Source organism: Streptomyces sp. NPDC037013, from assembly GCF_055607265.1.
In genome coordinates this window covers 487,281-509,946 of the sequence record NZ_JBVJRV010000002.1, presented here as the reverse complement: position 1 = coordinate 509,946, position 22,666 = coordinate 487,281, and the positions used below count along the sequence as shown (strand labels likewise).

Genomic DNA, 22,666 nt, shown 5'->3' with positions numbered 1-22,666 from the left:
CATCGCGTTCGCTCAGCTCTTTTTCGAAAGTCACCGGCGGGCCCCCTCAGCCGATGACCGTGTAACCCGCGGCCCGCAGCGCCGTGCCCACCTCGGCGCAGTGCTCGGGCCCCTTCGTCTCCAGATGCAGCTCGACCTCCGCCTCCGTGATCCCCAGCCGGGGATCGGTGCGCACGTGGCTCACGTCGAGGACGTTGGCGTCCACCTCGCACAGCACGCCGAGGAGCGTGGCGAGGGCGCCGGGGCGGTCGGTCAGGCGCAGCCGCAGCGAGAGGTAGCGACCCGCGGCGGACATGCCGTGGCGCAGGATGCGCTGCATCAGGAGCGGGTCCACGTTGCCGCCGGACAGCAGGGCGACCACCGGGCCCTCGAACCGCTCCGGATCGCTCAGCAGGGCCGCGACCGGACTGGCGCCGGCCGGCTCCACCACCATCTTGGCCCGCTCCAGGCAGAGCAGCAACGCACTGGAGAGCTCGTCCTCGGAGACCGTGACGACGTCGTCCACCAGCTCGCGGAAGAGCTGGAACGGCACGTCGCCGGGGCGCCCCACCTTGATGCCGTCGGCCATCGTCGCGGGGTTCGTGATCGACACCGGGTGCCCGGCGGCCAGCGAGGGCGGATAGGCCGCGGAGCCCGCCGCCTGCACGCCGATCACCCGCACGTCCGGGCGCAGCGCCTTGACCGCGACCGCGATGCCCGCCGCGAGACCGCCGCCCCCGACGCCGACGACGAGGGTGCGCACCTCCGGGCACTGCTCCAGGACCTCCAGGCCGACGGTGCCCTGCCCGGCGATGATGTCGGGGTGGTCGAAGGGGTGGATGAAGACGGCGCCCGTCTCGCGCGCGTACTCCTGCGCGGCGGCCAGCGTCTCGTCGACCACCTGGCCGTGCAGCCGGACCTCGGCGCCGTACTCCCGCGTCGCCGCGACCTTCGGCAGCGGTGCCCCGGCCGGCATGAAGACCGTGGCGCGCACGCCGAGCAGCGAGGAGGCCAGCGCGACGCCCTGGGCGTGGTTGCCGGCGCTGGCGGCGACGACACCGGCGGCGCGCTCCTCGGGGAGCAGGCCCGCGATGCGCACGTACGCGCCGCGCAGCTTGAAGGAGCCGGTCCGCTGGAGGTTCTCGCACTTGAGGTGCACCGGGGACCCGACCAGCGCGGACAGGTGCCTGCTGCCCTCCATCGCCGTCGTCCGGGCCACTCCGGAGAGCATCTTCTGCGCCCCGCGCACGTCGTCGAGGGTCACCGTCGGCAAGGAGTCAGGCGTGCGGTAGCTCATGACGTCAAGTCTTGCAGTCCGCGCTTAAGTCCTCCTGGGGCGACCAAGGGACGAGACCGTTCTCGTCGTGGGTTTGCGCAGCGCAGGTACGGTACGCGCCTCGGCCGCGTACCCTGTCCCCCAACCCATCGCCCTCGCATGAAGTGAGCCCCCGGCCATGCCCACAACTCCGGACATGACGACCGCCAGCGACCCCGGTCTCCTGGACAGCCTGCAGCACCAGGTCGCGGTCTTCGCACGCCGTGCGGAGCAGACCCGCCTCGGCGGCGTAGGCCAGGTCCGCAACTCCATGGACCGCGCCGCGTATCTGCTGCTCAACCGGCTCGACAAGGAAGGCCCGATGGGCGTCAAGGCGCTTGCCGCGAGCATGGGCATCGACTCCTCGACGGTCACCCGGCAGGTCGCCCCGCTGGTCGACACCGGGCTCGTCAAGCGCACCTCGCACCCCGAGGACGGCCGGGCCGTGGTGCTGCAGCTCTCGCCGCGCGGGCAGGCCAGGCTCGACGAGGTGCGCTCCTCGCGCCGCGAGCTGATGGCCGAGCTGACGCAGGACTGGGCCCCGCAGGAGCGCGAGAGCTTCTGCGCGCTCCTCACGCGCTTCAATACCGCCCTCTCGGCGCGGCAGACGTCCCAGGCGGCCCCCTCCGGAGAAGTTCCGGCCACTCCGGAGTCTTGACCCCGGCCCCGCGTCTGGCCTCATATGAGACCGGGATCCCCCTTCCTTCCGGCCGGGAGGCATGGTGCGAGAACGGCAGGCGCTGCAGAGCGCCCGCCGTGCCCGGGAGTTCGAGGCGTTCGTCGCGGGCGCGGCAGGGCGGCTCCTGCATGCCGCCACACTGCTCACCGCCGAGCCCCCGGACGACAACCCACGCGCGCGTGCCCTGCTGACCACGGCGCTCGCGCACACGTACGCGACGTGGGACCGGCTGCGCGGCGAGGACCCCTACGACCGCACCCGCCAGCAGGTCGCCCTCCGCTTCTCCCGCGCCGCCTGGCGCCGCCACCGCGGCCACGGCGGGGTCCTGGCCGGGCTCTCCCCCCAGGAGCGGCTGATCCTCGTCCTGCGGATGTACGAGGGGGTCGCCGAGGAGCAGACGGCGGCGCTCCTCGGGCTGCCCGCCGAACGGGTCTCTTCGGTCTGCGCCCGCGCGATGGCGACGGTCCTGCACCCGCCGCGCGGCCCCGCGCCGGCCCGGGCGCTGAGCGGGACGGCACCCTCATGAACGGGACGGTGCCGCCATGAGCCAGTACGAGCGCAAGGAAGCGGCCATCCGGCGCATCCTGGACGGCGTGCCGCCCGCCGTGCCGCCCGAGCTCTGCGGCGAGGCGGTGCGGCGGGGGAACCGGATGCTGCGGCGGCGCACGGCGGCGCGGCGGCTGTTCTGGGCGCTGCTGTTCGCCGCCGCGGTCGCGTTCATCGTGTGGGCGTCGATCGCCCGGCCGTGGGTGGAGCCGCCGTCGGACACGACCCCACCCCTGACCCGCTGGTGACGGCGGGCCGTCGGTTCCTAGCCGAGCGCCTGCTGCAGGTCGGCGAGGAGGTCGTCCGCCGACTCGATGCCCACGGAGAGGCGCACGAGGTCCGCGGGGACCTCCAGGGCCGAGCCCGCCACGGAGGCGTGCGTCATGCGGCCCGGGTGCTCGATCAGCGACTCGACGCCGCCCAGGGACTCGCCGAGGGTGAAGAGGCGGGCGCGGTTGCAGACCTCGACGGCCGCCTCCTCGCCGCCCTCGACGCGGAAGGACACCATGCCGCCGAACGCCTTCATCTGCTTGGCGGCGACCTCGTGGCCGGGGTGGTCCGCGAGGCCCGGGTAGAGGACCTGCGTCACGCGCGCGTGCCGGGTCAGCATCTCGGTGATCTTGGTGGCGTTCTCGCTGTGCCGGTCCATGCGCACCGCGAGGGTCTTGATGCCGCGCAGCACCAGCCAGGCGTCGAAGGGGCCCGCGACGGCGCCCATCGCGTTCTGGTGGTACGCCAGTTCCTCGCCCAGCTCCGCGTCGCCCACCACGAGCGCGCCGCCGACGACGTCGGAGTGGCCGCCCATGTACTTCGTCATGGAGTGCACGACGACGTCCGCGCCGAGCGCGAGGGGCTGCTGCAGGTAGGGGCTGGCGAAGGTGTTGTCGACGACGAGGCGCGCCCCGGCCTCGCGGGCGATCTGGGCGACCGCGGCGATGTCGGTGATGCCGAGCAGCGGGTTGGAGGGGGTCTCCACCCAGATCGCCTTGGTGCGGTCGGTCAGCGCGGCGCGCACCGCGTCCGGGTCGGAGGTGTCGGCCACCGACCACTCCACGCCCCAACGCGAGACGACCTTGGCGAAGAGGCGGAAGGTGCCGCCGTACGCGTCGTTGGGGATGACGACGTGGTCGCCGGGGGCGAGCAGCGTACGGAGCAGGCAGTCCTCGGCCGCCAGTCCGGACGCGAAGGCGAGTCCGCGGCGGCCGCCCTCCAGGGCGGCCAGGTTCTCTTCGAGGGCGGTCCTCGTCGGGTTGGCGCTGCGGCTGTACTCATAGCCGCCGCGCAGGCCCCCGACGCCGTCCTGCTTGTAGGTCGAGACCTGGTAGATGGGCGGGACGACGGCGCCGGTGAGGGGGTCGGCGGTGTTGCCCGCGTGGATCGCCACGGTCTCGAAGCTCTGCGTGCTGTGCGAGTCACTCATGCGGCCTGAGCGTAATGTGCGCGCGGGTCCTTCCGCCCGGGTCGGTCCGGGTACCTCCCGGCAGGTTGGCCAATTGTCGGACCCGTCTGGTTCGCTTGTGTCATGGAGATTCTCTGGTTCCTGTTCGCGGTGATCATGATCGGTGCGGTGCTCGGGCCCGTACTGCTGCGCAGGCGCGGCGGGATCCGGCAGGTGGCCCCCGGTTCGCCGGACGCCGCGGACCCGGCCGACTACGGCTTCCTGCGCCAGGAGGAGCTGGACATCCGCATGCCGGGACCGGACGCCGATCTCCTGGAAGTCCTCGACCTCGTGCAGCGCACACAGGAGTGGAAGGCGGCCTCGCAGCTCCTCGCGGGCACCGAGACGCACGGCGAGCGGCGATGGCAGCGCGTCCAGGCCTTCGCGGGCGCGGCCTCCCTGGAGCTCCAGCAGCGGCCCGGCGGCGTCAGCGACAGCCCCGGCGGGCAGTGGCTGCGGGTGTGGCGGGCCGAGGCGCCCAAGGACGCGGGCGGCGCGGCGGTGCACGCGGAGTTCCTGGTCCAGCAGGCGTGGCGCACGGCGGTCCAGGGGACGGACGAGTTCCGGATCATTCTGGAGGAGGCCAGGGAGGCGTGCGCGCAGGCGGCGCTGCTCGCCCCCGGCGACCCCGTCCCGTACATCGTGGAGCTCTCCATCGCGCGCGGACTGGCGTACTCCCGCGAGGAGTTCGAGCAGCTGTGGCTGAAGATCCTGGACCGCGCGCCCGCGCACATGGGCGCGCACCTGGCGGCGCTGCACTACTGGTGCGAGAAGTGGCACGGCTCGCGCGACCTGGCGTACGGCTTCGCGGAGGCCGCCGCGGCGCGCGCCCCGCGCGGCTCCCTGCTCGCCGCGCTCCCCCTCTTCGCGGTCTACGAACACCTCCCCGAGGTCAACCTCGTCCGCGGCTTCTACCAGAGCGAGGTCGTCACCAAGGCCGTCGAGGGCGCCCTCTTCGCGGTGCACGCCGCCCGCCAGGACGACCCGATGCTGGCCCACGTCCGCCACCTCCTCGTCTTCTTCCTCGTCCACAGCGAGCGCTGGGGCGAGGCCATGAACCAGCTGGTGCACGTGGACGGCCACGTGGGCGCGCTGCCCTGGACCCTCACCGAGGACCCCGCCGCGGGGTACGCCGTCTACCGCGCGCTCGCCGTCGCCGGTTACGAGGCGAACGGCGGCAGTCCGGCGACGCTCCACCACTGAGCACCGGAATGCGGCGGCGGCAGCCCGCGTTGACTCCGTAGACCCCTGTCACGCACGAGGAGAGACCCACATGATCTTCGGCCGCACGCCCGAGCTCCCCACCCCCGAGCAGGCCCTCAAGGGCCGGGCGACCCCGGAATTCGAGGTCCCCTCCCGCCACACGGTCCTCGGCAACCCGCTGCTCGGCCCCTACCCCGACGGCCTGGAGGTCGCCGACTTCGGCCTGGGCTGCTTCTGGGGCGCCGAGCGCAAGTTCTGGCAGACGGAAGGCGTCTGGACGACGTACGTCGGCTACCAGGGCGGCTTCACCGAGAACCCCTCCTACGAGGAGGTGTGCTCCGGCCTGACCGGCCACGCCGAAGTGGTCCGCGTCGTCTTCGACCCGTCCAAGGTGTCGTACGCCTCGCTCCTGAAGCTCTTCTGGGAGTCCCACAACCCCACGCAGGGCTTCCGCCAGGGCAACGACGTCGGCACCCAGTACCGCTCGGCGATCTACACCCACTCCCCCGCCCAGGCGGAGGCGGCCAACGCCTCCCTGGAGGCCTTCCAGCAGGTCCTGACGGCGGCGGGCCACGGCACGATCACGACGACGGTCCTGCCCGCGGAGAACCGCCCGTTCTGGCCGGCCGAGCCGTACCACCAGCAGTACCTGGACAAGAACCCCGACGGCTACTGCGGCATCGGCGGCACGGGCGCCACCCTGGACGCCCCCTCGGAAACGAACTGGGGCCGGGCGTGCCCGACGGGGATCGCGCCCGCCGGCGACTGAGGGCCCCGGAGCAGCACGGCCGTTCCGGTCCTCGCCCGCGACGTCAGGGGTGGCGTCCGCCCGCCCGTAGTTCCTCCGCGTGCCGGTTCAGGTCCTCGACCTGGGCGAGGGCGGTCTCCAGGCCGGCGAGCACGTCCCTGTACGTCCGTGCGTCCGCCGCATGCTCCAGGCACCGGGTCACCAGCGCGTGCAGGACCTTGAGCTTGGCGTCATAGGCCTCCACGTAGTCGGTGAGGGCCGTGCGCATCGGATGGGCGACGGCGTTGAAGAACACGCATACGCTTTCGCCGTCGCCGCCCTGAGCCAGCTCTCGGGCGCGTGCGGCGACCCGGGACAGCCGTTCCCTGATCTCATCCGGCGTCTCCCACGTCGGCAGGCCGTACGCCATGACGGTGAGGGGCTCCGAGACAGTCCGCCGCCGGCCCTTGCGCGTCCTGCCGGAGTCGAGGGACAGGGTCACTCGGTAGAAGTCCCGTCCCCGGGTCGCCTCTCGCGCGACGAGGGAGACGAGGAACCGGTCCGCATCCCCGGCGGCCACTTGCTGGTTGACGCCGTGCGCGTAACTTCCTTCCCGCAGCGGGATGTCCACTTGGTAGGAAGCGCTGGGACCGATCCTGCGCTCCTGCACGGGAAGGCGTGTCGTGACCGCCTCGGGCAGCTCGATCACGAAGGGCGTGTCGAGCGCGGGGACGTACAGCAGATGGGACAACTCGACGCGCACCCGCCGTACCAGCCCGGTCTGTCCTCCACCGTTGCGCACGGCGATGTCCAGCACGGGACGGTCCGGCGCCAGTTCGCCGACGATGAGCGCGTCGGCTCCTTGTTCGGCGGCCAACGCCCGCGCTTCGGCCACCAGGACGGTGTCCAGGGTGATCTCCCCGTCCAGTTTCCTTCTGGCCCGCAGCGTGGCCCATGCTCCGGCGCCCGCGGCCGCGAGACCGGCGACTCCCGCGATGACGGCATCCAGCACGCCTGTCCCCCCAGCTCTCGAACCGGCTCGGCAGCCTAACGGGCACCACTGACAGAGCCACGGGCTCCGTGGGGCCGCGCCCCTCTGCCCTCGGCGAATCTGCCGGCAGGCGAGATTTCTGACAATCGCCGGGGTGCGGGTCAACAGTGAAGTCATGGCGCGGCGTTGAGGTCGCCGCGGGACTTCTGGGAGGCGCGATGTCCGGGCTCGACAGTGGGTGGGACGCGGCGGTGCGGCCGCGGGCGGAGGACGGGGAGACCGTTCCTTCGCGGTTCGACGACCATCTGGCCGCGCAGTTGCTGAATCAGCGGATCGTGTTCCTCGGGACACAGGTCGACGAGGTGTCCGCCAACCGCGTCTGCGCGCAGATGCTGTTGCTGTCGGCGGAGGACCCCAAGACCGACATCAGTCTGTACATCAACAGCCCCGGCGGCTCCGTCACCGCCGGGCTCGCCATCTACGACACCATGCGGCTCATCCCGAACGACGTGGCGACCCTCGCCATGGGGTTCGCCGCGAGCATGGGGCAGTTCCTGCTGAGCGTCGGGACGGCCGGCAAGCGGTTCGCGCTGCCCAACGCGCGGATCATGATGCACCAGCCGTCGGCCGGCATCGGCGGCACCACCGCCGACATCGCCATCCAGGCGGAGAACCTGGAGTTCACGAAGCGGGCCATCGAGCGGATCACCGCCGAACACACCGGCCAGAGCGAGGAGACCATCTCGCGGGACGGCGACCGCGACCGCTGGTTCACCGCCGAGCAGGCCAGGGAGTACGGGATGGTCGACCGCGTCGTCGAGTCGCTGGAGGACGTGCGGCCCGCGGGGTCGAAGCGCCGCATCGGACTGGGAATCTGAGGGACGAGGGGAACGCACGCCATGAGCCAGTACACGATTCCGACCGTCGTCGAGCGCACTCCGCAGGGCGAGCGCGCGTACGACATCTACAGCCGGCTGCTCTCCGAGCGGATCATCTTCCTCGGCACCGAGATCGACGACGGCGTCGCCAACGTCGTCATCGCGCAACTGCTCCACCTGGAGTCGTCCGCACCGGACCGCGAGGTCGCCATCTACATCAACTCGCCCGGCGGCTCCTTCACCTCCCTCATGGCGATCTACGACACCATGAGCTTCGTGACCGCGCCGATCTCGACGTTCTGCGTCGGCCAGGCCGCCTCCACGGCCGCCGTGCTGCTCGCCGGCGGCGACCCGGGGCGCCGGTTCATCCTCGACCACGCGCGCGTGCTGCTCGGGCAGCCCGCGAGCCGCGGACAGCAGGGGACCGTCTCCGATCTGAGCCTCCAGGCCAAGGAGATGCTGCGGATCCGCTCCCAGGTCGAGGAGGTGCTGGCCCACCACACGCACCACGACGTGGCCACCCTGCGCGCCGACATGGACCGCGACAAGGTCTTCACGGCGCAGGAGGCCGTCGCGTACGGGCTCGCCGACCAGGTGCTCAGCCGGCGGGTGCTGCCCGTCGCCGCCTGAGACCGGGCGGCGACGAGCGGGGCGCGGCCGTCAGGCCGCCAGGCGGACCTCGCTCTGGTACGACATCCTGGCCGGCCTCGCACGGGGGAGGCCGGCCAGCCGGGTCTGGGCCAGGGAGAGCAGGTCGGGCAGGCCGAGGCCGAGCGCGCGGGCGGCGGCCGCGAGGACCTCGGACGAGGCCTCCTTGCGGCCGCGCTCCAGCTCCGAGAGGTAGGGCATGGAGATCCGGGCGGCATCCGCGACGTCCTTGAGGGTGCGCTCCTGGGCCAGGCGCTCGCGGCGCAGCACCTCACCGACTAGGTCCCGCCAGAGCGGCTCCTTCGCCTCCGCGGGCGCACCCGTCTGCCCGGGCGCTCCAGTCGCCGGCGCCCCGGCCCCGGCCGCCCTGCCCGGTGGGCGCAGCGGGATGACGCGGGCCTCTCCCTGCTTGAACTGCCCGGACTGCCCGGACTGGCCGGACTGCCTGGACTGGCCGGACCGCTCCGGCTGCACGGCCCGCTCGGGCCGCACGACCCGCTCAGGCTGCTCCGGCTGCTTCGACGTCTTCTGCGGCGCTTGCGCCTGGTGGCTGCTCACTCCCCCAGCCTAGGAGCCGTACCGCCGCCGGGGCAGCACGCGGCGTTCCGCCACCCGCGAAATCCCCTGGCCGCAGGGGGCCTTGCCGGCCGGTGTCACGTCGACGACGCGGAGCCCACCGACGACGCGTCCCGGCCCCAGCTGGCGAGCAGCCGCAGCCCCTGCGCGGAGGCCGACTGCGGTTCCGCGTGGTACATCATCAGCGACTGGTCGCAGTCGTCCGGCAGCCGCAGCGTCTCGAACGACAGGGTCAGCTCGCCCACCAGGGGATGGTGCATGCGCTTGACGCCGTGCCCCTTCTCACGGACGTCATGGGTGGCCCACAGCCCCCTGAACTCCTCGCTCTTCACGGAGAGTTCACCGACCAGCGAGGAGAGCTCGGGGTCGTTGGGATAGCAGCCCGCGTCCATGCGGAGGTAGCTGACGATGTCCGACGCCTTCTGCTCCCAGTCCACGAACAGCTCGCGCGAGCGCGGGTCGAGGAAGCAGATCCGCGCCCAGTTCCGGTCCTTGGGGGCCAGCTCGCCCCAGTCGCCGAAGAGCGCGGCGGCGAGCGCGTTCCAGCCCAGGATGTCCGTGCGCCGGCCCACCACGTAGGCGGGCACGCCGTCGATGGAGTCCAGGAGCTGCTGCAGCGCGGGCCGCATGTGCTGCTGGCGCACGGCCTTCTTCTTCTTGTGGGCCTTCGGCTTCGCGAGGTGGGTCAGATGCGCGTGCTCGGCGTCGGTCAGCCGCAGAGCGCGGGCGATGGCGTCGAGCACCTCGCCCGAGACGTTGCGGCCGTTTCCCTGTTCCAGACGGGTGTAGTACGCCACGGAGACACCGGCGAGCTGCGCGAGCTCCTCACGGCGCAGCCCCGGCACCCTGCGGTGCCGCCCGAAGTGCGGCAGGCCGACGTCCTGCGGCTGCAACCGCGCCCTGCGGGTGCGCAGGAACTCGCTCAGCTCGGCCCGGCCGTCCAGCGGCCGCCCCCCGGGCCCGGCGGGCAGGACGGGGCCCTGCGGGCGGGCCGCGGCGCCCTCGCGGCCCGCGACGCCCTCGCGGTCCTCGGCATCCGCACGGTTCCCGGCTTCCGCGGGGTTTCCGGCAGCCTCGGGGTTCTTGTCCATGACTTCCAGTATCCAGGGTCGTACGACCGTGAGCCTGACCCCGCCAGTGGTAGGCACAGTGGTCGTAGGCAGAACGGAGGCCTGGGTGACACCGCAGGTCAGTGGCAGCCTCGACACCATGACTGAGCAGATCACCACCGTTTCCGCCTACGCCGCTCCCGCCCCCGAGGCGCCCCTGGAGCGGACCACCGTGCCGCGCCGGGCCGTCGGCGAGCACGACGTCCTGATCGACATCAAGTACGCCGGTATCTGCCACTCGGACATCCACCAGGCCCGCGACGGCTGGGGCGAGGGCATCTACCCGATGGTGCCCGGCCACGAGATCGCCGGCATCGTCACGGAGGTCGGCCCCGGTGTCACGAAGTTCACCGTGGGTGACCGGGTCGGCGTCGGCTGCATGGTCGACTCCTGCCGCGAGTGCGAGAACTGCAAGGCGGGCCTGGAGCAGTACTGCGTCAAGGGCAACGTCCCGACGTACAACGGCATCGGCAAGGACGGTGAGCCGACCTACGGCGGCTACTCCACGCACATCGTCGTGGACGAGGCGTTCACCGTCCGCATCCCCGAGGGCATCTCGCTGGACGTCGCCGCGCCGCTGCTCTGCGCCGGCATCACCACGTACTCCCCGCTCAAGCGCTGGAACGCGGGCCCCGGCAAGAAGGTCGCCGTGGTCGGCCTCGGCGGGCTCGGCCACATGGCCGTCAAGATCGCGCACGCCATGGGCGCCGAGGTGACCGTCCTTTCGCAGTCCCTGCGCAAGAAGGACGACGGGCTGCGGCTCGGCGCCGAGCACTACTACGCGACCAGCGACGACGCCACCTTCGAGCAGCTCGCGGGCTCCTTCGACATGATCCTCTCGACGGTCTCCGCGCCGCTGCCGCTCGACAGGTACCTGGGCCTGCTGCGCTCCGAGGGCGCCTTCGTCAACGTCGGCGCCCCCGAGGAGCCGGTCTCCCTCAACCTCTTCTCGGTGATCGGCGGCGGCAAGACCCTCGCGGGATCGATGATCGGCGGCATCCAGGAGACGCAGGACATGCTGGACTTCTGCGCCGAGCACGGGCTCGGCTCGGAGATCGAGCTGATCCGCGCCGACCAGATCAACGAGGCGTACGAGCGCGTCCTCGCCAGCGACGTCCGCTACCGCTTCGTGATCGACACCGCGACGATCTGAGCCATCCGGCGGCCGTGGCCGGAATCCGTCTGCGCCGTGGGGCCTAGGCCCCACGGCGCACCGGCACGGTCCCCCCGACCGATACGGCATCCGTGGCCGCGCGCCTAGCGTTGTCCCCACCAGCGAAGGGCAGCAGGAGGTCACACCATGTCGATCGAGCTGAACCACACCATCGTCGCCGCCACGGACAAGAAGGCGTCCGCCCAGTTCCTCGCGGACATGCTGGGGCTCGAGGTCGGCCCCCAGTACGGCCCGTTCATCCCGGTGGAGATCCCCAACGGCGTGACCCTCGACTTCTACGACGGCGGCAGCGGCCCCGTGGTGCCGCAGCACTACGCCTTCCTCGTCTCCGAGGACGAGTTCGACACGATCTTCGGGCGCATCAGGAGCCGCGGCCTGACCTACTGGGCCGACCCGATGCACCGGCGCGTCAACGAGATCAACACGAACGACGGCGGCCGCGGGGTCTACTGGGACGACCCCGACGGCCACAGCCTGGAGATCATCACCAAGCCGTACGGCAGCGGCGGCTGACAGGCCACCGCGTCCCCTACGGCAGCGGGGCCCCGGCCAGGAAGTCGAGCACCGGCTCCGTGGCGACGTCCGCGAACTCCTCGAAGTACGCGTGCCGGGCCCCGGGCACGAGGAACGTCCGGGCGCCCGGGACGCGGGCGGCGATGAGCGGGGCGTTGGCGGTCGGGTTGAACGAGTCGTCCGTGCCGTGGACGACGAGCGTCGGCGCCGCGATCCGGGGCAGCGCGTCCCAGGCGTCGTGGCGGGCGCTCGCCAGGAGGTGCCGGCGGCGGGCGTACGCGGGCATCGTGGCGTCGCCCAGCGTGTGGAACTCCCGCCCGGGGTGGGCGCGTTCCTGTGCCGCGAGCCACTCGGGGGTGTACATGAGCTCCAGCAGCGCGCGGCGCACCGCCTCCGGGTCGGCCTGGGTGAGCGCCTTGCGGACCTCGGGCCCGCGCTCGACGCCGTGCGGCCCGCCGGGCGAGGTGCAGCCGAGGACGAGCCTGCCGACACGCCCCGGATGATCCGCGGCGAGCCACTGCGCGACGCGGCCGCCCATCGAGGTGCCGTAGACGTGGGCGCGGTCGATGCCCGCGTGGTCGAGGACGGCGAGCACGTCACGGGCGAACCCGGGCGTGCTGTACGTGTCGGTGTCGGGGCGGTCGCTCTTCCCGGTGCCGCGGTGGTCGAGGGCGACGGTGGTGAAGTGCGCGGCGAAGTCGGCGCGGACCGGGTCCCACCAGTGGTGGTCGTTGGACTGCCCGGCGATCAGCACCAGGGGCTCGCCGGAGCCGTGCAGCCGGTAGTGGAGGGCGGCGCCGTCGGCCGCCTCGGCGAAGGGCACGGCCGGGCACCTCCCCCGGACGGACGCGCTGACGCCCCAGTCCCAGAGCGCCTGCAGGACCGGCCCCAACTCCCGCCCGTGGGGCGTGAGTCGGTAGGTGACCGTGGTCGGCCAGCCGGGGGTGCGGGTGCGGTGGGCGACACCCGCCTCGACCAGCTGCGCGAGGCGCTCCGTCAGCACCTTGTCGGACAACTGCGGGAAGGCAGCGGCCAGTTCACCGTACGTGCACCTCTCGTGGCGAAGCAGCTCACGGACGACGAGTGTCGTCCAGCGGCCGCGGAGGGCGGCGAGAGTCAACTCGACGGGGCAGGCCGGGTCCGGGGCGGCCGTCTCGGCCAGCGCGTCGTCGGGAAGGCCCGGCCGCGCGCCGCTTACCGTTGGGTGAGTCACGAGGGGGCCTCCTACGGTTCAGCCATGACGACCGAGACCCTACCGACCCTGCCCACCCGCCCCGAGGACGTCCCCGCCGCGTTCGCCGCGCGCTTCAACAGCGGTGACGCAGCCGCCGTGCGCGAGATGTACGAGGAGCGGGCCGCCTTCGTGCCCGAGTCGGGCACCGCCGTGCACGGCGCCGCGGAGATCGCCGCCGCCAACGCGCCCTTCCTCGCCCTCGGCCTGCCGATCACCGTGCGCCCCCGCCACATCCACGTCTGCGGGGACCTCGCGCTGCTCGTCGTCGACTGGGAGATCGGCGACGGAGCGGCCCGCTCCACCGCCACGGACGTGGCACGACGCGGCGCCGACGGATTCTGGCGATACGTGATCGACAGCCCTTTCGGCGCCGCGCCCGTGCCGGTGAGTCGGCCTGCGGTTCAGCCGCGCGTCAACACGGCTGACTCAGCCGCTCACTTGCCGTAGTACGCGTTGTAGATCGACAGCGTCGACTTGTTGCCCTTCTTGTCCGCGATCTTGGCGTGGAACGAGATCGCCTTGTCCTTCGCCGGATTCTTCACGGAGATCTTCCCGTGGCTGACCGTGACCTTCTTCCAGGTCTGGCCGTAGTCGTAGGAGACGTACACGGCAAGGGACTTGAGGTTCGAGCCCGCCGCCGAGCCCTGGACCGTCACCGGCACGGACTGCACCTTGCCGGCCTCGGCCCTGCTCCACAGGTCGACCGCCGGGCTGAACCGGGCCGTGGAGACGGGGAGCCTCGCGTTCTCCGCCCGCTTGGAGCGGAACGAGAAGCTCGCGTCGACGCGCGTGGTGGCCGCGCCGATCTTGACGCTGCGCTTCACGGAGGTCGTCAGCCGGTACGCGGCGTCACCCGAGGAGACCTTGAACGGCTTCAGGCCGACCAGCGGGTCGTCGTTCTCGCCGACCTTGGTGCCGTTGCGGTACAGCGCCGTCTTCACCGACGAGTACAGGGAGTAGCCGGCGTGCGTCTTGCCGTCCGCGTAGACCGGGAGGTAGCCCGCGATCTCGTTGCCCTCCCGGTAGACGCCGAACTCGCCGCCGATGCGCGGGCCGAAGACGGCCGTGTTGAACGTCTTCTCGTAGCTCTTGCCCGCCCCGAAGGCCTGCGGGGCACCCAGCGAGTAGCCCGCCTCGGGCTCCGGCTCACGTCCCTCGACCGGCTCGCCGTACTGCGCGAACTCCAGACCCCACTTCACCTTGTCGTCGGTGGACACGTGGAACGTGCGGGTGGCCGGCAGCTTCACCGGGAAGGCGACGGACCAGGTGCCGTAGCCGTCGGGCAGTTCTGCGAGCGCCCGCAGCGAGCCCGTCTTGCCCCGCGTGGAGGCCCCGAGCCCGGCCTTGACCGCAGCCATGTCATCCGTCTTGTAGTGCTTGGTGTAGCCGGTGGCGAGCTGCCTCACCCGGCCGCCGACGAGGGTGTCGTACTCGTCCTTGTCGCCCTTGGTCCAGACGGCCGCCCACTGCTGGCTGAGCTTGATGCCGGTCGGGACGGCACCGATGGCGCCGCTGCGGAAGTTCTTGTACTCGTCGAGCAGCCAGCCGTAACCCACGGCCATGTCGGACGCCTCGACCGTGTAGTCGGGCGCCGCCAGCACGCCGGTGAGGCCGGCCTCCGGCCCGGTGATGTCGACCGGCGCCGCGGTGCGCGCGTCAACGGTCACCGTGGTGTCCTTGGTGACGTCGAGCTTCGGCTGGGCCAGCCAGTCGATGCCCTTGGTGGAGTCCTCCGGGTCGACCACGACGTCCGTGTCGAGGACGTAACCGCCCTTGGGCACCCGGACCTTGACGGTGCCGGACGCGTCGTAGGGCGCCCGCTCGACGCCCGTGGCGGTACCGGTGATGCCGCTGAGCGAGGCGTCGTAATTCTTGGTCGACTGCCCGTCACGCCCGATGAACTTCAGCGTCAGGTCGTACGACTCCACCTCGCGGTCGACCGCGGCCGCGGTGCGGACCGACTGGCCCGCGCCGGTCGCCACGACGTACGCGGAGTACGCGCCGTCGACCGTGCCGCCCAGCTTGGAGTCGGCCGTCAGGTCCACGGAGGCGGTGCCGCCCGCCGGGACGGTGACCTTCCGCGCGCCGAGCGTGAAGAACCCGGCCGGGGCCGGACGGCCCTTGGGGTCGGTGGCGGTCACCGCGAGAGTGAGGGTGACGTCGTCCTTGCCGAGGTTGCGGTACGTCACCTTCTTGGTGACCGGCTTGTCGTCGGTGTGCGGCCACTGCTGCGTGCCGAAGCTCACCGACGACGGGTCGGCGATCACGGTCTGCTTGATGGCCCGGTCGACGGCGATCCGGCCCGAACCCTGCTGGAACGCCGTGTACGGGCCACCCTTGGTGGAGCCGGTGAGGGCGCCCTTGAGCTCCGGCTGCTTCCAGTCGGGGTGCTGCTGCTTGAGCAGGGCGGCGGCGCCCGCGACGTGCGGGGTCGCCATCGACGTACCGGAGATCGTCAGATAGCCCTCGGGCTTCTGGCCGACCTCCTTGTCGATGACGGAGCCGTCCGCGGCGGCGGCCGTGATGTCCACGCCGGGCGCGGTCACGTCGGGCTTGACCGCGCCGTCGCCGACGCGCGGGCCCTGGCTGGAGAAGTCCGCGAGCTTGTCGTGGTCGTCGACGGCGCCGACGGTCAGGGCGGCGTCCGCGCTGCCGGGCGAGCCGACCGAACCGGGCGAGCCGTCGTTGCCCGCGGCGATGGCGAAGAGGATGCCCTTCTCCGCGGAGAGCTTGTTGACCTGCGCCTCCAGGGGGTCGACACCCGGGGTGTCGCCGCCGCCGAGGCTGAGGTTGACGACGTCGGCGCCCTGGGCGGCCGCCCAGTCCATGGCGGCGATGATGCCGGAGTCCTCGCCGTAGCCGTCGTCGCCGAGGACCTTGCCGTTGAGCAGCTTGGCGCCGGGCGCGACGCCCTTGAACTTCCCGCCGGACTTGGCGCCCGTACCGGCCGCGATGGACGCGACGTGGGTGCCGTGGCCGTAGCGGTCCTTGGCGTCGGCCGACTCCGTGAAGTTCTTCTCGGCGATCACCTGGTCCTTGAGGTCCTGGTGGCGGGAGTCGATGCCGGTGTCAAGGACGGCGATCTTGACGCCCTTGCCGTCGTACCCGGCGGCCCAGGCCTTGTCGGCGCCGATCTGCTTGACGCTCTTGTCGAGGCTCGCCTTGCGGACGCCGTCGAACCAGACGTGGCCGATGCCGGACGCCGCGGTGCGGTCGGCACCCTTGCCGCTGGTGAGGGCGGCCCACAGGTCGGACGCGTCCTGCTTGGGCGTGGTGACGGCGTCGGCGTTCAGCGACTTCAGGGTCCGGCGGACCGTGGTGTCGCCCGCGGCGCGGACGTCGGCCTTGGCGCTGGTCGCGGCGCCCTTGTAGCCGACGATGACCTTGAGGCCCTTCTTCTGGGCCGCACGGTTGCGCTTCTTGTTCAGCTCCGTGACGTCGAACAGGCGTCGGTCGACCTTGCCGTCCGCTATCAGGCGCCGCGCGTCGGCGGGTATCAGCAGCGTGTGGCCGCCGCTGCGCCGCACCTGCACGGGTATGTGCTCGCGCCCCTTGGCACGGTCGAGGCCGATGACGCGGCCCTTGGCGTCGAGGACGGCCTGGTCGCCGGTGATCAGGGTGACGTGGGTCGTGGCGTGGGTCGGGCCGGTGGTCGTGCCGGTGGCCCCGCCGCCCGCTCCCCCTGCTGCGGTGCTCGTGGTCGCGGTGGCCGGATCCGCGGCCGCGGGGCTGGTCATGCCCGCCGCGAGGGCCACGGCGACCGCCGCGGCGAGTCCGGCCCCGCACGCTCTCTTCACTTGTCTGTGCAAGTCTCCCCCTGGAGGTAAAGGGGCTCTCGCCCCTCGGAGGTCGAAGTATGCCGAGGGGCGATCATCTGCTCAATAGCGGGACAGGAGGGGGGAGTTGGTGCGGCCGAATTGCAATGTGCCGTCCTGCCGATTGGCCGGATCGGCTGGATCGGCGGCCGGATCTGCTGGATCGGCTGGATCGGACCAAATCCGGACGGCGGATTCCTCCATTCCCCATTTCTCGCTTTCCGGAGCCGCGCGGGCACGGGACTCCGGGCCCCGGGATCCCGGAAAGCGAGAAACGGCCCGCACCCCCGGGGAAGGGGATACGGGCCGTTCCGTTGCCGTCTTGGCTTGGCTGACGGTGCGGGGGGGGAGGGTCAGACGGCGGAGCCGGCCTTCCACTGCGCCCAGTCCATGTTCCAGCCGTTGAGGCCGTTGTCCGGGGCGATCACCTTGTCACCGGTGTTACGGACGTCGACGACGTCACCGGTGATGGAGTTCTCGTAGAACCAGGAGCCCGGGGTGCTCTTGTCGTTCGCGCCCTTGGCGTCCCGCAGGCCGATGCAGCCGTGGCTGGTGTTGGCGCCGCCGAAGATCGAGGGCGAGCCCCAGTAGTTGCCGTGGATGAACGTGCCGGAGTTCGACAGGCGCATGGCGTGCGGCACGTCCTTGATGTCGTACTCGCCCTTGCCGTCGCCACCCTTGAAGCCGACGGTGGCGCCGTCCATGCGGGTCTCCTTGAACTTCTCGGAGATCACCATCTTGCCGCTGTACGTCTTGTTCTCGGGCGAGCCCGCGGAGATCGGAATGGTCTTCACGACCTTCCCGTCCCGCATCACCTTCATCTGCTTCGTCTTGGCGTCGACGACGGAGACCTGATTGCGCCCGATCTTGAACTGCACGGTCTTCTGCTGCACGCCGTAGACACCGTCGGCGCCCTCGACGCCGTCGAGGTTCAGCTTCAGCGTGACCGTGGAGTTGCCCTTCCAGTAGTCCTCGGGCCGGAAGTCCAGGCGGTTGTTCCCGAACCAGTGCCCGACGATCTCCTGCCCGCTGTCGGAGGACACCTTGACCGCGGACTGGACCTCCTTCTTGTTGGTGATCCCCTTGTCGAAGTTGATCGACACGGGCATACCGACACCGACCGTGGAGCCGTTCTCAGGGGTGAAGTTCCCGATGAAGCTGTTGGCCTTCGAAACGGTCGTGAAGGAGGAGTTCTCGTGGGCCTTGCGGCCCTCGGAGTCCTGCGCGGTCGCCGTGATCTTGTACTTGGTGGCGCGCTCCAGCTGGCCGCTGGGCTTCCAGCTCTTCTTGTCCGCCGATATCTGGCCCTTGACGGCGGCACCGCCGTCGGCCGGCTGCATCGTCACGTCCGTGAGCGTGCCCTGGCTGACCGTGACCTTGGCCGCACTGTTGATGCTGGCGTTGTCGGAGCCGTTCTTCGGCGCGATCTCGATCCGGGCGGCGGAGGTCTTCTTGGCGGCCGCCTCGTCGACCTGGTTCTGCGACTCCTTGCCGCCCGAAGCCTTGTCGCCGTCGTCGCTGCTGCACGCCGAGAGCACGAGCACGCCGCCCACGAGGGCGGACACGGCCGTGAGGCCCTTGCGCCCGTGCCCGAGCTTGCGACGCCTACTGTCCGTCATCACACGCATCTCCATAGTTGCCGAATCCCCGGGGTCGACCCCGAGAGTCCCCGTATCCCCGCCCGCATAACGTCCTGCCCGGTTCGTCCCGTTCCATCGGCGGGACGAGTGTGGGGAACACCACGTTCGCGGTGCTGGACCGAGAGGGATGTATCACTCCTGCATCACCGTCCGGGCTCCTGTCGAGCCCACCAGTCTCGATCTCCGACCGAGCACGCCGGTCTCGACCTCCCGCGACCACAGTGCACGGGGAGACGAGTGAACCCCGGGCGGCGGTTGCTGCCCGGGGTTCCCGATTCCGGATTCTTCAATCCGGGCTACAACTCGTCGTCCTCGTCGTCATCATCCTCGTCCGACTCCCAATCCGGCGAATCGGGGTCGTAGTCGATCATCTCGCTGCTCCACGAGGCCTGCGTGAGCTCCGTGCCGGGCACCTGGCTGACCAGGTCAAAGGGGTCCACGAGGTAGGCGAGCGCCTCGGCGACGTCCTCCTGCACGGCCGTCTCCGCGTGCGCGCGCTCCTCGGTGGGCATCTGCTCGTCCTCGGCGATGCGGCCGAGGGCGGCTCCGGTCAGCTTCTCGGCGTCACCCACCTCGACGACCATTTCGACCCGCAGCCGTACAAACCGTGATGTCTCGTCTCCAGTCATACGACGGAGCGTACGGCCCTCTCCCCTCGCGACTTTCCCGCGACCCGCCCCTTTCATTAGCATCGCCCCACACGGCCAATTCGCCAGCTCCACAAGGGGGATCCGATTCCGTGTCCGCACGTCGTTCGTTGCTGACCACCGCCGCCGCCGGAGCCCTGCTCGGCGCCCTGTGCTTCGTCCCCTCCGCCAACGCGACCTCCCCCGCCTCGCACGACACGCCGCGCGACGACCGACCCGCGGCGTCCGCCCCGACGGGCCCCCACCACGAGACGACGACGGCCTCCGCCCACCTGGCGGAAACGGGCGGCTTCGACACGACCCCGTACGTGATCGGCGGCACGACATTCCTGAGCCTGGGCGCGGGTTTCGTGGTCCTCTCGGTCCGCAGGGAGCGCGGCGGTAGTACGGCTTGAGGGTGGGGGCCGGGGGCGGGGGCAGGCAGACTGACTGCAGGGCCAAAACGACCACCGCTCAATCACCGGACCCCCGAACGGGGTTGAGGTGGGCAGGCGACTTCGGCGAACCGGTACCGTCCGCTGAGCGGGACCGGGGCCACCCGCCCGGGTAGAGGCGTGAGCGTGGCAACGGGACCCCTGTTCGGGTCATTGGCTATCGGTGCCGGGTGCGACCCGGTCCATCGTGGGTGGCGGTCAGGGTCGAGGCGAGGGAAGGCGGGCGGCGACTTCGGCGGGCCGGGACCTTCGAAAGCCACCGGGGCCGCCCGGACATTGCCTGAGTGTGGCGGCTCCGGGCCGGAAGTAAAGGGCGCCCTACGGGCGTCGGCTCCGCCGATTCCGCTGCGCTCCACCCTTGACTCCCACCCCTCCACCGCACGTCGACTTTTGACCCGGACGGCCAGGAATGAGGCGGCGGGCTTGGCTGGTGGGGTCATCAGCTTTCGTGGCCGGGTGCGGTCCGGCCCATCGTGAGCTGGGGCCACGGTGTGAGCTCGGCTAGCCGCGCGGCTTCGCTGGCCGGGTCATCACCTGTCATCGCCGGGTGCGGACCGGCCCATCGTGGGCGGCTGCCACGGTGCGGGCTCAGCCAGCCAGGCGGCTTCGCCGCTCGGACCATCACCCTTCGTCGCCGGGTGCGGCCCGGCTCATCGTGAGTGACGGCCACGGTGCGGGCTCGGTTGACCGGGCGGCTTGGCGTGCCGGGCCATCAGCCTTCGTCGCCGGGTGCGGCCCGGTCCATCGTGAGTGACGGCCACGGTGCGGGCTCAGCCAGACGCGCCGCTTCGCTGCTCCAGCCATCACCTTTCGTCGCCGGGTGCGGACCGGTCCCTCGCGCGCCGCCGCCACGGCCGGCGCGCAGGGCTTCGCGGCCGGGCGGGCCGTCGGCTTCGGCCCCAGGGGGGTGATTGGAGTGGTCAGAGTGAGTGGTGCGGCGGAGAGGGCGTCCTGACGCACCAACCCCGGTCTGCATTACGGGCATTTGGGTCTCGCTAGGGGCAGGGTGCAGGAAAGTCTCAGCGGGAGGGCCTTATCGGCGGGGTGTCGGGGAGACTTTCCTGCGATCGGGAGCGGCCTTGCGGGCTCGCTCCAGCGCGCCGCCACGGCTCCCCGGGAGCGACGCCCGAAAGGCCTCAAGCCCCAGCGCCGCAGTCGATCCGATGCACGCGCCCCCGACCAAGCCCGAGCCCGCCCCGCCATGGGAGGCCCCGCACCAGGCGACAAGACCCCACGAGCTGAGCCCCCGCCGAGGCTCGCCCACGACAAGCCGGACCGCACCCAGCACCGAAAGCCACAACACCCCACGCGACAACGACGCGGACAGACTTCGCCCCTGCCTCCCCGATGAGCCCAAGCGCACCCGGCACCAAACGATGCCCCCCGGCAGCAGAGCCGCCCGTCGGCACCATGAACCGATCCGCCGGCAATGAGAGCTGATGACCCCGCACGCCTGGCCGCCCGCTTGACCGAGCCCCGATTATGGAGGCCGCACACGATGAACCGGCCGCCACCCGGCACCTTCAGCGGGCCGGGGTCTTCGAAAGTCACCGGGGCCGCCCGGGATTTTGCCTGAGTGTGGCGGTTCCGGGCCGGGAGTAAAGGGCGCTCCTGCGTCGCGTCGGCTTCGCCGATTCCGCTGCGCTCCACCCTTGACTCCCGTCTCTCCACCGCAGCTTCACCTTTGACCCGGACGGCCAGGGGTGAGGCGGCGGGCTTGGCTGGTCGGGTCATCGGCTTTCGCTGCCGGGTGCGATCCGGTCCATCGCGGGCGAAGGCCACGGTGCGGGCTCGGCCAGCGACCCGGCTTCGCCGCTCGGGCCATCAGCCTTCATCGCCGGGTGCGGACCGGCCCATCGTGGGTGGCGGCCGCCGTGCGGGCTCGGCCAGCCGGGCGGCTTCGCCGCTCGGGCCATCGGCTTTCGTCGCCGGGTGTAGTCCGGTCCATCGTGGGCGGGGGCAGGGTGGGAGCTCGGTCGGCCAGGTGACTTGGCGTGCCGGGTCGTCGGCTCTCGTCGCCGAGTGCGATGCGGCTCACCGCGCGCTGTCCGCTCGGGGGCGTGCGCCTTTCGGTGCCGGGCGCGGTCCGACCTGTCGTGGGCGAGCCCCAGTCGGCGTTCAGCTTGCGGGGTCTTGTCGCCGGGGGCTCGGTCAGCGGGGCACGCATCGAGGGCGCTGGGGTCTCCCGGGCCTTGATCGTAGGGAGCCGTGGGGGCGCGCTGGACCAGGTCCGCGAGACCGCTTCCGGGACCGATCGCAGGAAAGTCTCCCCGACACCCCACCAATCAGGCCCTCCCGCTGAGACTTCCCTGCACTCACCCCCTCGCGGGACCCAAATGCCCGGAATGAGGGCTGGGGATGGTGCGTCAGGACACACCACCCGGCACACTCTCCCCTCACACCACCCCAGCCACCTGACCGACCACCGCAGCTACCCGCGCGGCCTGGCACGCCCGACCGTGGCGGCGACGCACGATGGACCGGTCCGCACCCGGCGGCGAGAGCCGATGACCCGGCACGCCAGGCCTCCCCGCTGGCCGAGCCCGCACCGTGGCAGCCGCACACGATGGACCGGGCCGCACCCGGCGACGAAGGCTGACGGCCCGAGCAGCCAAGCCGCCTGGCTGGCCGCTCTCGCACCCTGACCCTCACCCACGATGGGCCGGTCTGCACTCGGCCGCGAAAGCTGATGACCCGACCAGCTAGACCCGCCGCCTCATTTCTGGCCGTCCGGGTCGAAGGTCAAGCTGCGGTGGAGGGGCGGGAGTCAAGGGTGGAGCGCAGCGGAATCGGCGAAGCCGACGCCCGCAGGGCGCCCTTTACTCCCGGCCCGGAGCCGCCACACTCAGGCAAAAATCCGGGCGGCCCCGGTGACTTTCGAAGATCCCGGCCTGCCGAAGGTGCCGCTTTCCCACGCCTCGACCGAGGCCCCGCGCACGATGAGCCGGGCCGCACCCGGCATCGAATGGTGATGGCCCGACCGGCGTGGCCGCCCGGCTGGCCGAGCTTGCACCGTAGCCTCCGCCCACGATGGGCCGGACCGCACCCGGTAGCGAAAGCCGATGGCCCCACCAGCGAAGCCCGCCGCCTCACCCCTGGCCGTCCGGGGCGGGAGTCAAG

Annotated in this window: 20 protein-coding genes and 1 pseudogene; 11 read left to right on the top strand and 10 right to left on the bottom strand. The window is 71.5% G+C overall.

Features of this window, described 5'->3' with window-relative positions; translation table 11 throughout:
* Window positions 1–46: 46 nt before the first annotated feature.
* A complete protein-coding gene (gene ilvA, locus ACZ7DY_RS07465; protein WP_471131227.1) occupies window positions 47–1,276 on the bottom strand; it encodes a threonine ammonia-lyase in 1,230 nt (409 codons plus the stop codon).
* Between the two features lie 157 nt (window positions 1,277–1,433).
* On the opposite strand from ilvA, the gene ACZ7DY_RS07460 reads away from it, so the two are divergent.
* From ACZ7DY_RS07460 to ACZ7DY_RS07450, 3 genes are all read left to right on the top strand, one after another.
* Window positions 1,434–1,952, top strand: a complete 519-nt coding sequence (locus ACZ7DY_RS07460; protein WP_471131225.1) for a MarR family winged helix-turn-helix transcriptional regulator — start codon at window positions 1,434–1,436, stop codon at window positions 1,950–1,952.
* A gap of 64 nt (window positions 1,953–2,016) precedes the next feature.
* Window positions 2,017–2,499, top strand: a complete 483-nt coding sequence (locus ACZ7DY_RS07455) for a sigma factor-like helix-turn-helix DNA-binding protein (RefSeq protein WP_471132386.1) — start codon at window positions 2,017–2,019, stop codon at window positions 2,497–2,499.
* A gap of 16 nt (window positions 2,500–2,515) precedes the next feature.
* On the top strand, window positions 2,516–2,767 hold the full coding sequence (locus tag ACZ7DY_RS07450; protein ID WP_471131222.1) for a hypothetical protein: 252 nt from the start codon (window positions 2,516–2,518) through the stop codon (window positions 2,765–2,767).
* Window positions 2,768–2,784: 17 nt separating this feature from the next.
* On the opposite strand, the gene ACZ7DY_RS07445 is transcribed toward ACZ7DY_RS07450, so the two are convergent.
* Entirely contained in the window at window positions 2,785–3,939 is a 1,155-nt protein-coding gene (locus ACZ7DY_RS07445; protein ID WP_471131221.1) for a cystathionine gamma-synthase, read from the bottom strand.
* Between the two features lie 102 nt (window positions 3,940–4,041).
* On the opposite strand from ACZ7DY_RS07445, the gene ACZ7DY_RS07440 reads away from it, so the two are divergent.
* Together ACZ7DY_RS07440 and msrA are read left to right on the top strand one after the other, a co-directional pair.
* Complete coding sequence (locus ACZ7DY_RS07440; protein WP_471131219.1) at window positions 4,042–5,160, top strand: hypothetical protein; 1,119 nt, start codon at window positions 4,042–4,044, stop codon at window positions 5,158–5,160.
* 70 nt (window positions 5,161–5,230) lie between these two features.
* Window positions 5,231–5,929 carry a peptide-methionine (S)-S-oxide reductase MsrA gene (msrA, locus tag ACZ7DY_RS07435; RefSeq protein WP_471131216.1) on the top strand — a complete coding sequence of 233 codons (699 nt, stop codon included), beginning with the start codon at window positions 5,231–5,233 and terminating at the stop codon, window positions 5,927–5,929.
* Between the two features lie 43 nt (window positions 5,930–5,972).
* On the opposite strand, the gene ACZ7DY_RS07430 is transcribed toward msrA, so the two are convergent.
* Window positions 5,973–6,899, bottom strand: coding sequence for a hypothetical protein (locus ACZ7DY_RS07430; RefSeq protein ID WP_471131214.1), 927 nt, complete (start codon window positions 6,897–6,899; stop codon window positions 5,973–5,975).
* A 197-nt stretch (window positions 6,900–7,096) separates the two neighbouring features.
* Between ACZ7DY_RS07430 and ACZ7DY_RS07425 the strand changes: the two genes are divergently transcribed.
* Together ACZ7DY_RS07425 and ACZ7DY_RS07420 are read left to right on the top strand one after the other, a co-directional pair.
* A complete protein-coding gene (locus tag ACZ7DY_RS07425; protein ID WP_471131211.1) occupies window positions 7,097–7,756 on the top strand; it encodes a ClpP family protease in 660 nt (219 codons plus the stop codon).
* Window positions 7,757–7,777: 21 nt separating this feature from the next.
* On the top strand, window positions 7,778–8,386 hold the full coding sequence (locus ACZ7DY_RS07420) for a ClpP family protease (RefSeq protein ID WP_471131208.1): 609 nt from the start codon (window positions 7,778–7,780) through the stop codon (window positions 8,384–8,386).
* Between the two features lie 30 nt (window positions 8,387–8,416).
* Here ACZ7DY_RS07420 and ACZ7DY_RS07415 read toward each other — a convergent pair whose 3' ends face one another.
* Together ACZ7DY_RS07415 and ACZ7DY_RS07410 are read right to left on the bottom strand one after the other, a co-directional pair.
* Complete coding sequence (locus ACZ7DY_RS07415) at window positions 8,417–8,794, bottom strand: helix-turn-helix domain-containing protein (RefSeq protein WP_471132383.1); 378 nt, start codon at window positions 8,792–8,794, stop codon at window positions 8,417–8,419.
* 263 nt (window positions 8,795–9,057) lie between these two features.
* The gene (locus tag ACZ7DY_RS07410) at window positions 9,058–10,071 is read right to left on the bottom strand and encodes a helix-turn-helix domain-containing protein (RefSeq protein WP_471131205.1); all 1,014 of its coding nucleotides are present in this window, start codon (window positions 10,069–10,071) and stop codon (window positions 9,058–9,060) included.
* A 118-nt stretch (window positions 10,072–10,189) separates the two neighbouring features.
* Between ACZ7DY_RS07410 and ACZ7DY_RS07405 the strand changes: the two genes are divergently transcribed.
* Window positions 10,190–11,242 carry an NAD(P)-dependent alcohol dehydrogenase gene (locus tag ACZ7DY_RS07405; protein ID WP_471131202.1) on the top strand — a complete coding sequence of 351 codons (1,053 nt, stop codon included), beginning with the start codon at window positions 10,190–10,192 and terminating at the stop codon, window positions 11,240–11,242.
* A gap of 147 nt (window positions 11,243–11,389) precedes the next feature.
* Window positions 11,390–11,776 carry a VOC family protein gene (locus ACZ7DY_RS07400; protein ID WP_471131200.1) on the top strand — a complete coding sequence of 129 codons (387 nt, stop codon included), beginning with the start codon at window positions 11,390–11,392 and terminating at the stop codon, window positions 11,774–11,776.
* Window positions 11,777–11,792: 16 nt separating this feature from the next.
* Here ACZ7DY_RS07400 and ACZ7DY_RS07395 read toward each other — a convergent pair whose 3' ends face one another.
* Together ACZ7DY_RS07395 and ACZ7DY_RS07390 are read right to left on the bottom strand one after the other, a co-directional pair.
* Window positions 11,793–12,599, bottom strand: coding sequence for an alpha/beta fold hydrolase (locus ACZ7DY_RS07395; protein ID WP_471132380.1), 807 nt, complete (start codon window positions 12,597–12,599; stop codon window positions 11,793–11,795).
* A gap of 42 nt (window positions 12,600–12,641) precedes the next feature.
* A pseudogene (locus tag ACZ7DY_RS07390) lies at window positions 12,642–12,989 on the bottom strand (winged helix-turn-helix transcriptional regulator); the annotation flags it as partial.
* A 24-nt stretch (window positions 12,990–13,013) separates the two neighbouring features.
* On the opposite strand from ACZ7DY_RS07390, the gene ACZ7DY_RS07385 reads away from it, so the two are divergent.
* Window positions 13,014–13,457: a YybH family protein gene (locus tag ACZ7DY_RS07385; RefSeq protein ID WP_471131199.1), complete on the top strand. Its 444-nt coding sequence runs from the start codon at window positions 13,014–13,016 to the stop codon at window positions 13,455–13,457.
* Here ACZ7DY_RS07385 and ACZ7DY_RS07380 read toward each other — a convergent pair.
* The 3 genes from ACZ7DY_RS07380 to ACZ7DY_RS07370 all read right to left on the bottom strand — a co-directional run bounded on the left by ACZ7DY_RS07380 (window position 13,445) and on the right by ACZ7DY_RS07370 (window position 19,094).
* A complete protein-coding gene (locus tag ACZ7DY_RS07380) occupies window positions 13,445–16,807 on the bottom strand; it encodes a S8 family peptidase (RefSeq protein WP_471131197.1) in 3,363 nt (1,120 codons plus the stop codon). The genes ACZ7DY_RS07385 and ACZ7DY_RS07380 overlap by 13 nt on opposite strands.
* Before the next feature lie 371 nt (window positions 16,808–17,178).
* Window positions 17,179–18,444 (bottom strand): L,D-transpeptidase, encoded by a 1,266-nt coding sequence (locus ACZ7DY_RS07375; RefSeq protein WP_471131195.1) that lies wholly within the window; start codon window positions 18,442–18,444, stop codon window positions 17,179–17,181.
* A 317-nt stretch (window positions 18,445–18,761) separates the two neighbouring features.
* Window positions 18,762–19,094 (bottom strand): hypothetical protein, encoded by a 333-nt coding sequence (locus ACZ7DY_RS07370; protein ID WP_471131193.1) that lies wholly within the window; start codon window positions 19,092–19,094, stop codon window positions 18,762–18,764.
* 110 nt (window positions 19,095–19,204) lie between these two features.
* On the opposite strand from ACZ7DY_RS07370, the gene ACZ7DY_RS07365 reads away from it, so the two are divergent.
* Window positions 19,205–19,507, top strand: coding sequence for an LPXTG cell wall anchor domain-containing protein (locus ACZ7DY_RS07365; protein ID WP_471131190.1), 303 nt, complete (start codon window positions 19,205–19,207; stop codon window positions 19,505–19,507).
* Window positions 19,508–22,666: the final 3,159 nt, after the last annotated feature.

Bases quoted from the DNA above. Each gene is read 5' to 3' on its own strand.
- ACZ7DY_RS07425 (WP_471131211.1), top strand. From the start codon at position 7,097: ATGTCCGGGCTCGACAGTGGGTGGGACGCGGCGGTGCGGCCGCGGGCG.
- ACZ7DY_RS07420 (WP_471131208.1), top strand. From the start codon at position 7,778: ATGAGCCAGTACACGATTCCGACCGTCGTCGAGCGCACTCCGCAGGGC.
- ACZ7DY_RS07410 (WP_471131205.1), bottom strand. From the start codon at position 10,071: ATGGACAAGAACCCCGAGGCTGCCGGAAACCCCGCGGAAGCCGGGAAC.
- ACZ7DY_RS07385 (WP_471131199.1), top strand. From the start codon at position 13,014: ATGACGACCGAGACCCTACCGACCCTGCCCACCCGCCCCGAGGACGTC.
- ACZ7DY_RS07405 (WP_471131202.1), top strand. From the start codon at position 10,190: ATGACTGAGCAGATCACCACCGTTTCCGCCTACGCCGCTCCCGCCCCC.
- msrA (WP_471131216.1), top strand. From the start codon at position 5,231: ATGATCTTCGGCCGCACGCCCGAGCTCCCCACCCCCGAGCAGGCCCTC.
- ilvA (WP_471131227.1), bottom strand. From the start codon at position 1,276: ATGAGCTACCGCACGCCTGACTCCTTGCCGACGGTGACCCTCGACGAC.
- ACZ7DY_RS07440 (WP_471131219.1), top strand. From the start codon at position 4,042: ATGGAGATTCTCTGGTTCCTGTTCGCGGTGATCATGATCGGTGCGGTG.
- ACZ7DY_RS07460 (WP_471131225.1), top strand. From the start codon at position 1,434: ATGCCCACAACTCCGGACATGACGACCGCCAGCGACCCCGGTCTCCTG.
- ACZ7DY_RS07375 (WP_471131195.1), bottom strand. From the start codon at position 18,444: ATGACGGACAGTAGGCGTCGCAAGCTCGGGCACGGGCGCAAGGGCCTC.
- ACZ7DY_RS07370 (WP_471131193.1), bottom strand. From the start codon at position 19,094: ATGACTGGAGACGAGACATCACGGTTTGTACGGCTGCGGGTCGAAATG.
- ACZ7DY_RS07400 (WP_471131200.1), top strand. From the start codon at position 11,390: ATGTCGATCGAGCTGAACCACACCATCGTCGCCGCCACGGACAAGAAG.
- ACZ7DY_RS07445 (WP_471131221.1), bottom strand. From the start codon at position 3,939: ATGAGTGACTCGCACAGCACGCAGAGCTTCGAGACCGTGGCGATCCAC.
- ACZ7DY_RS07450 (WP_471131222.1), top strand. From the start codon at position 2,516: ATGAGCCAGTACGAGCGCAAGGAAGCGGCCATCCGGCGCATCCTGGAC.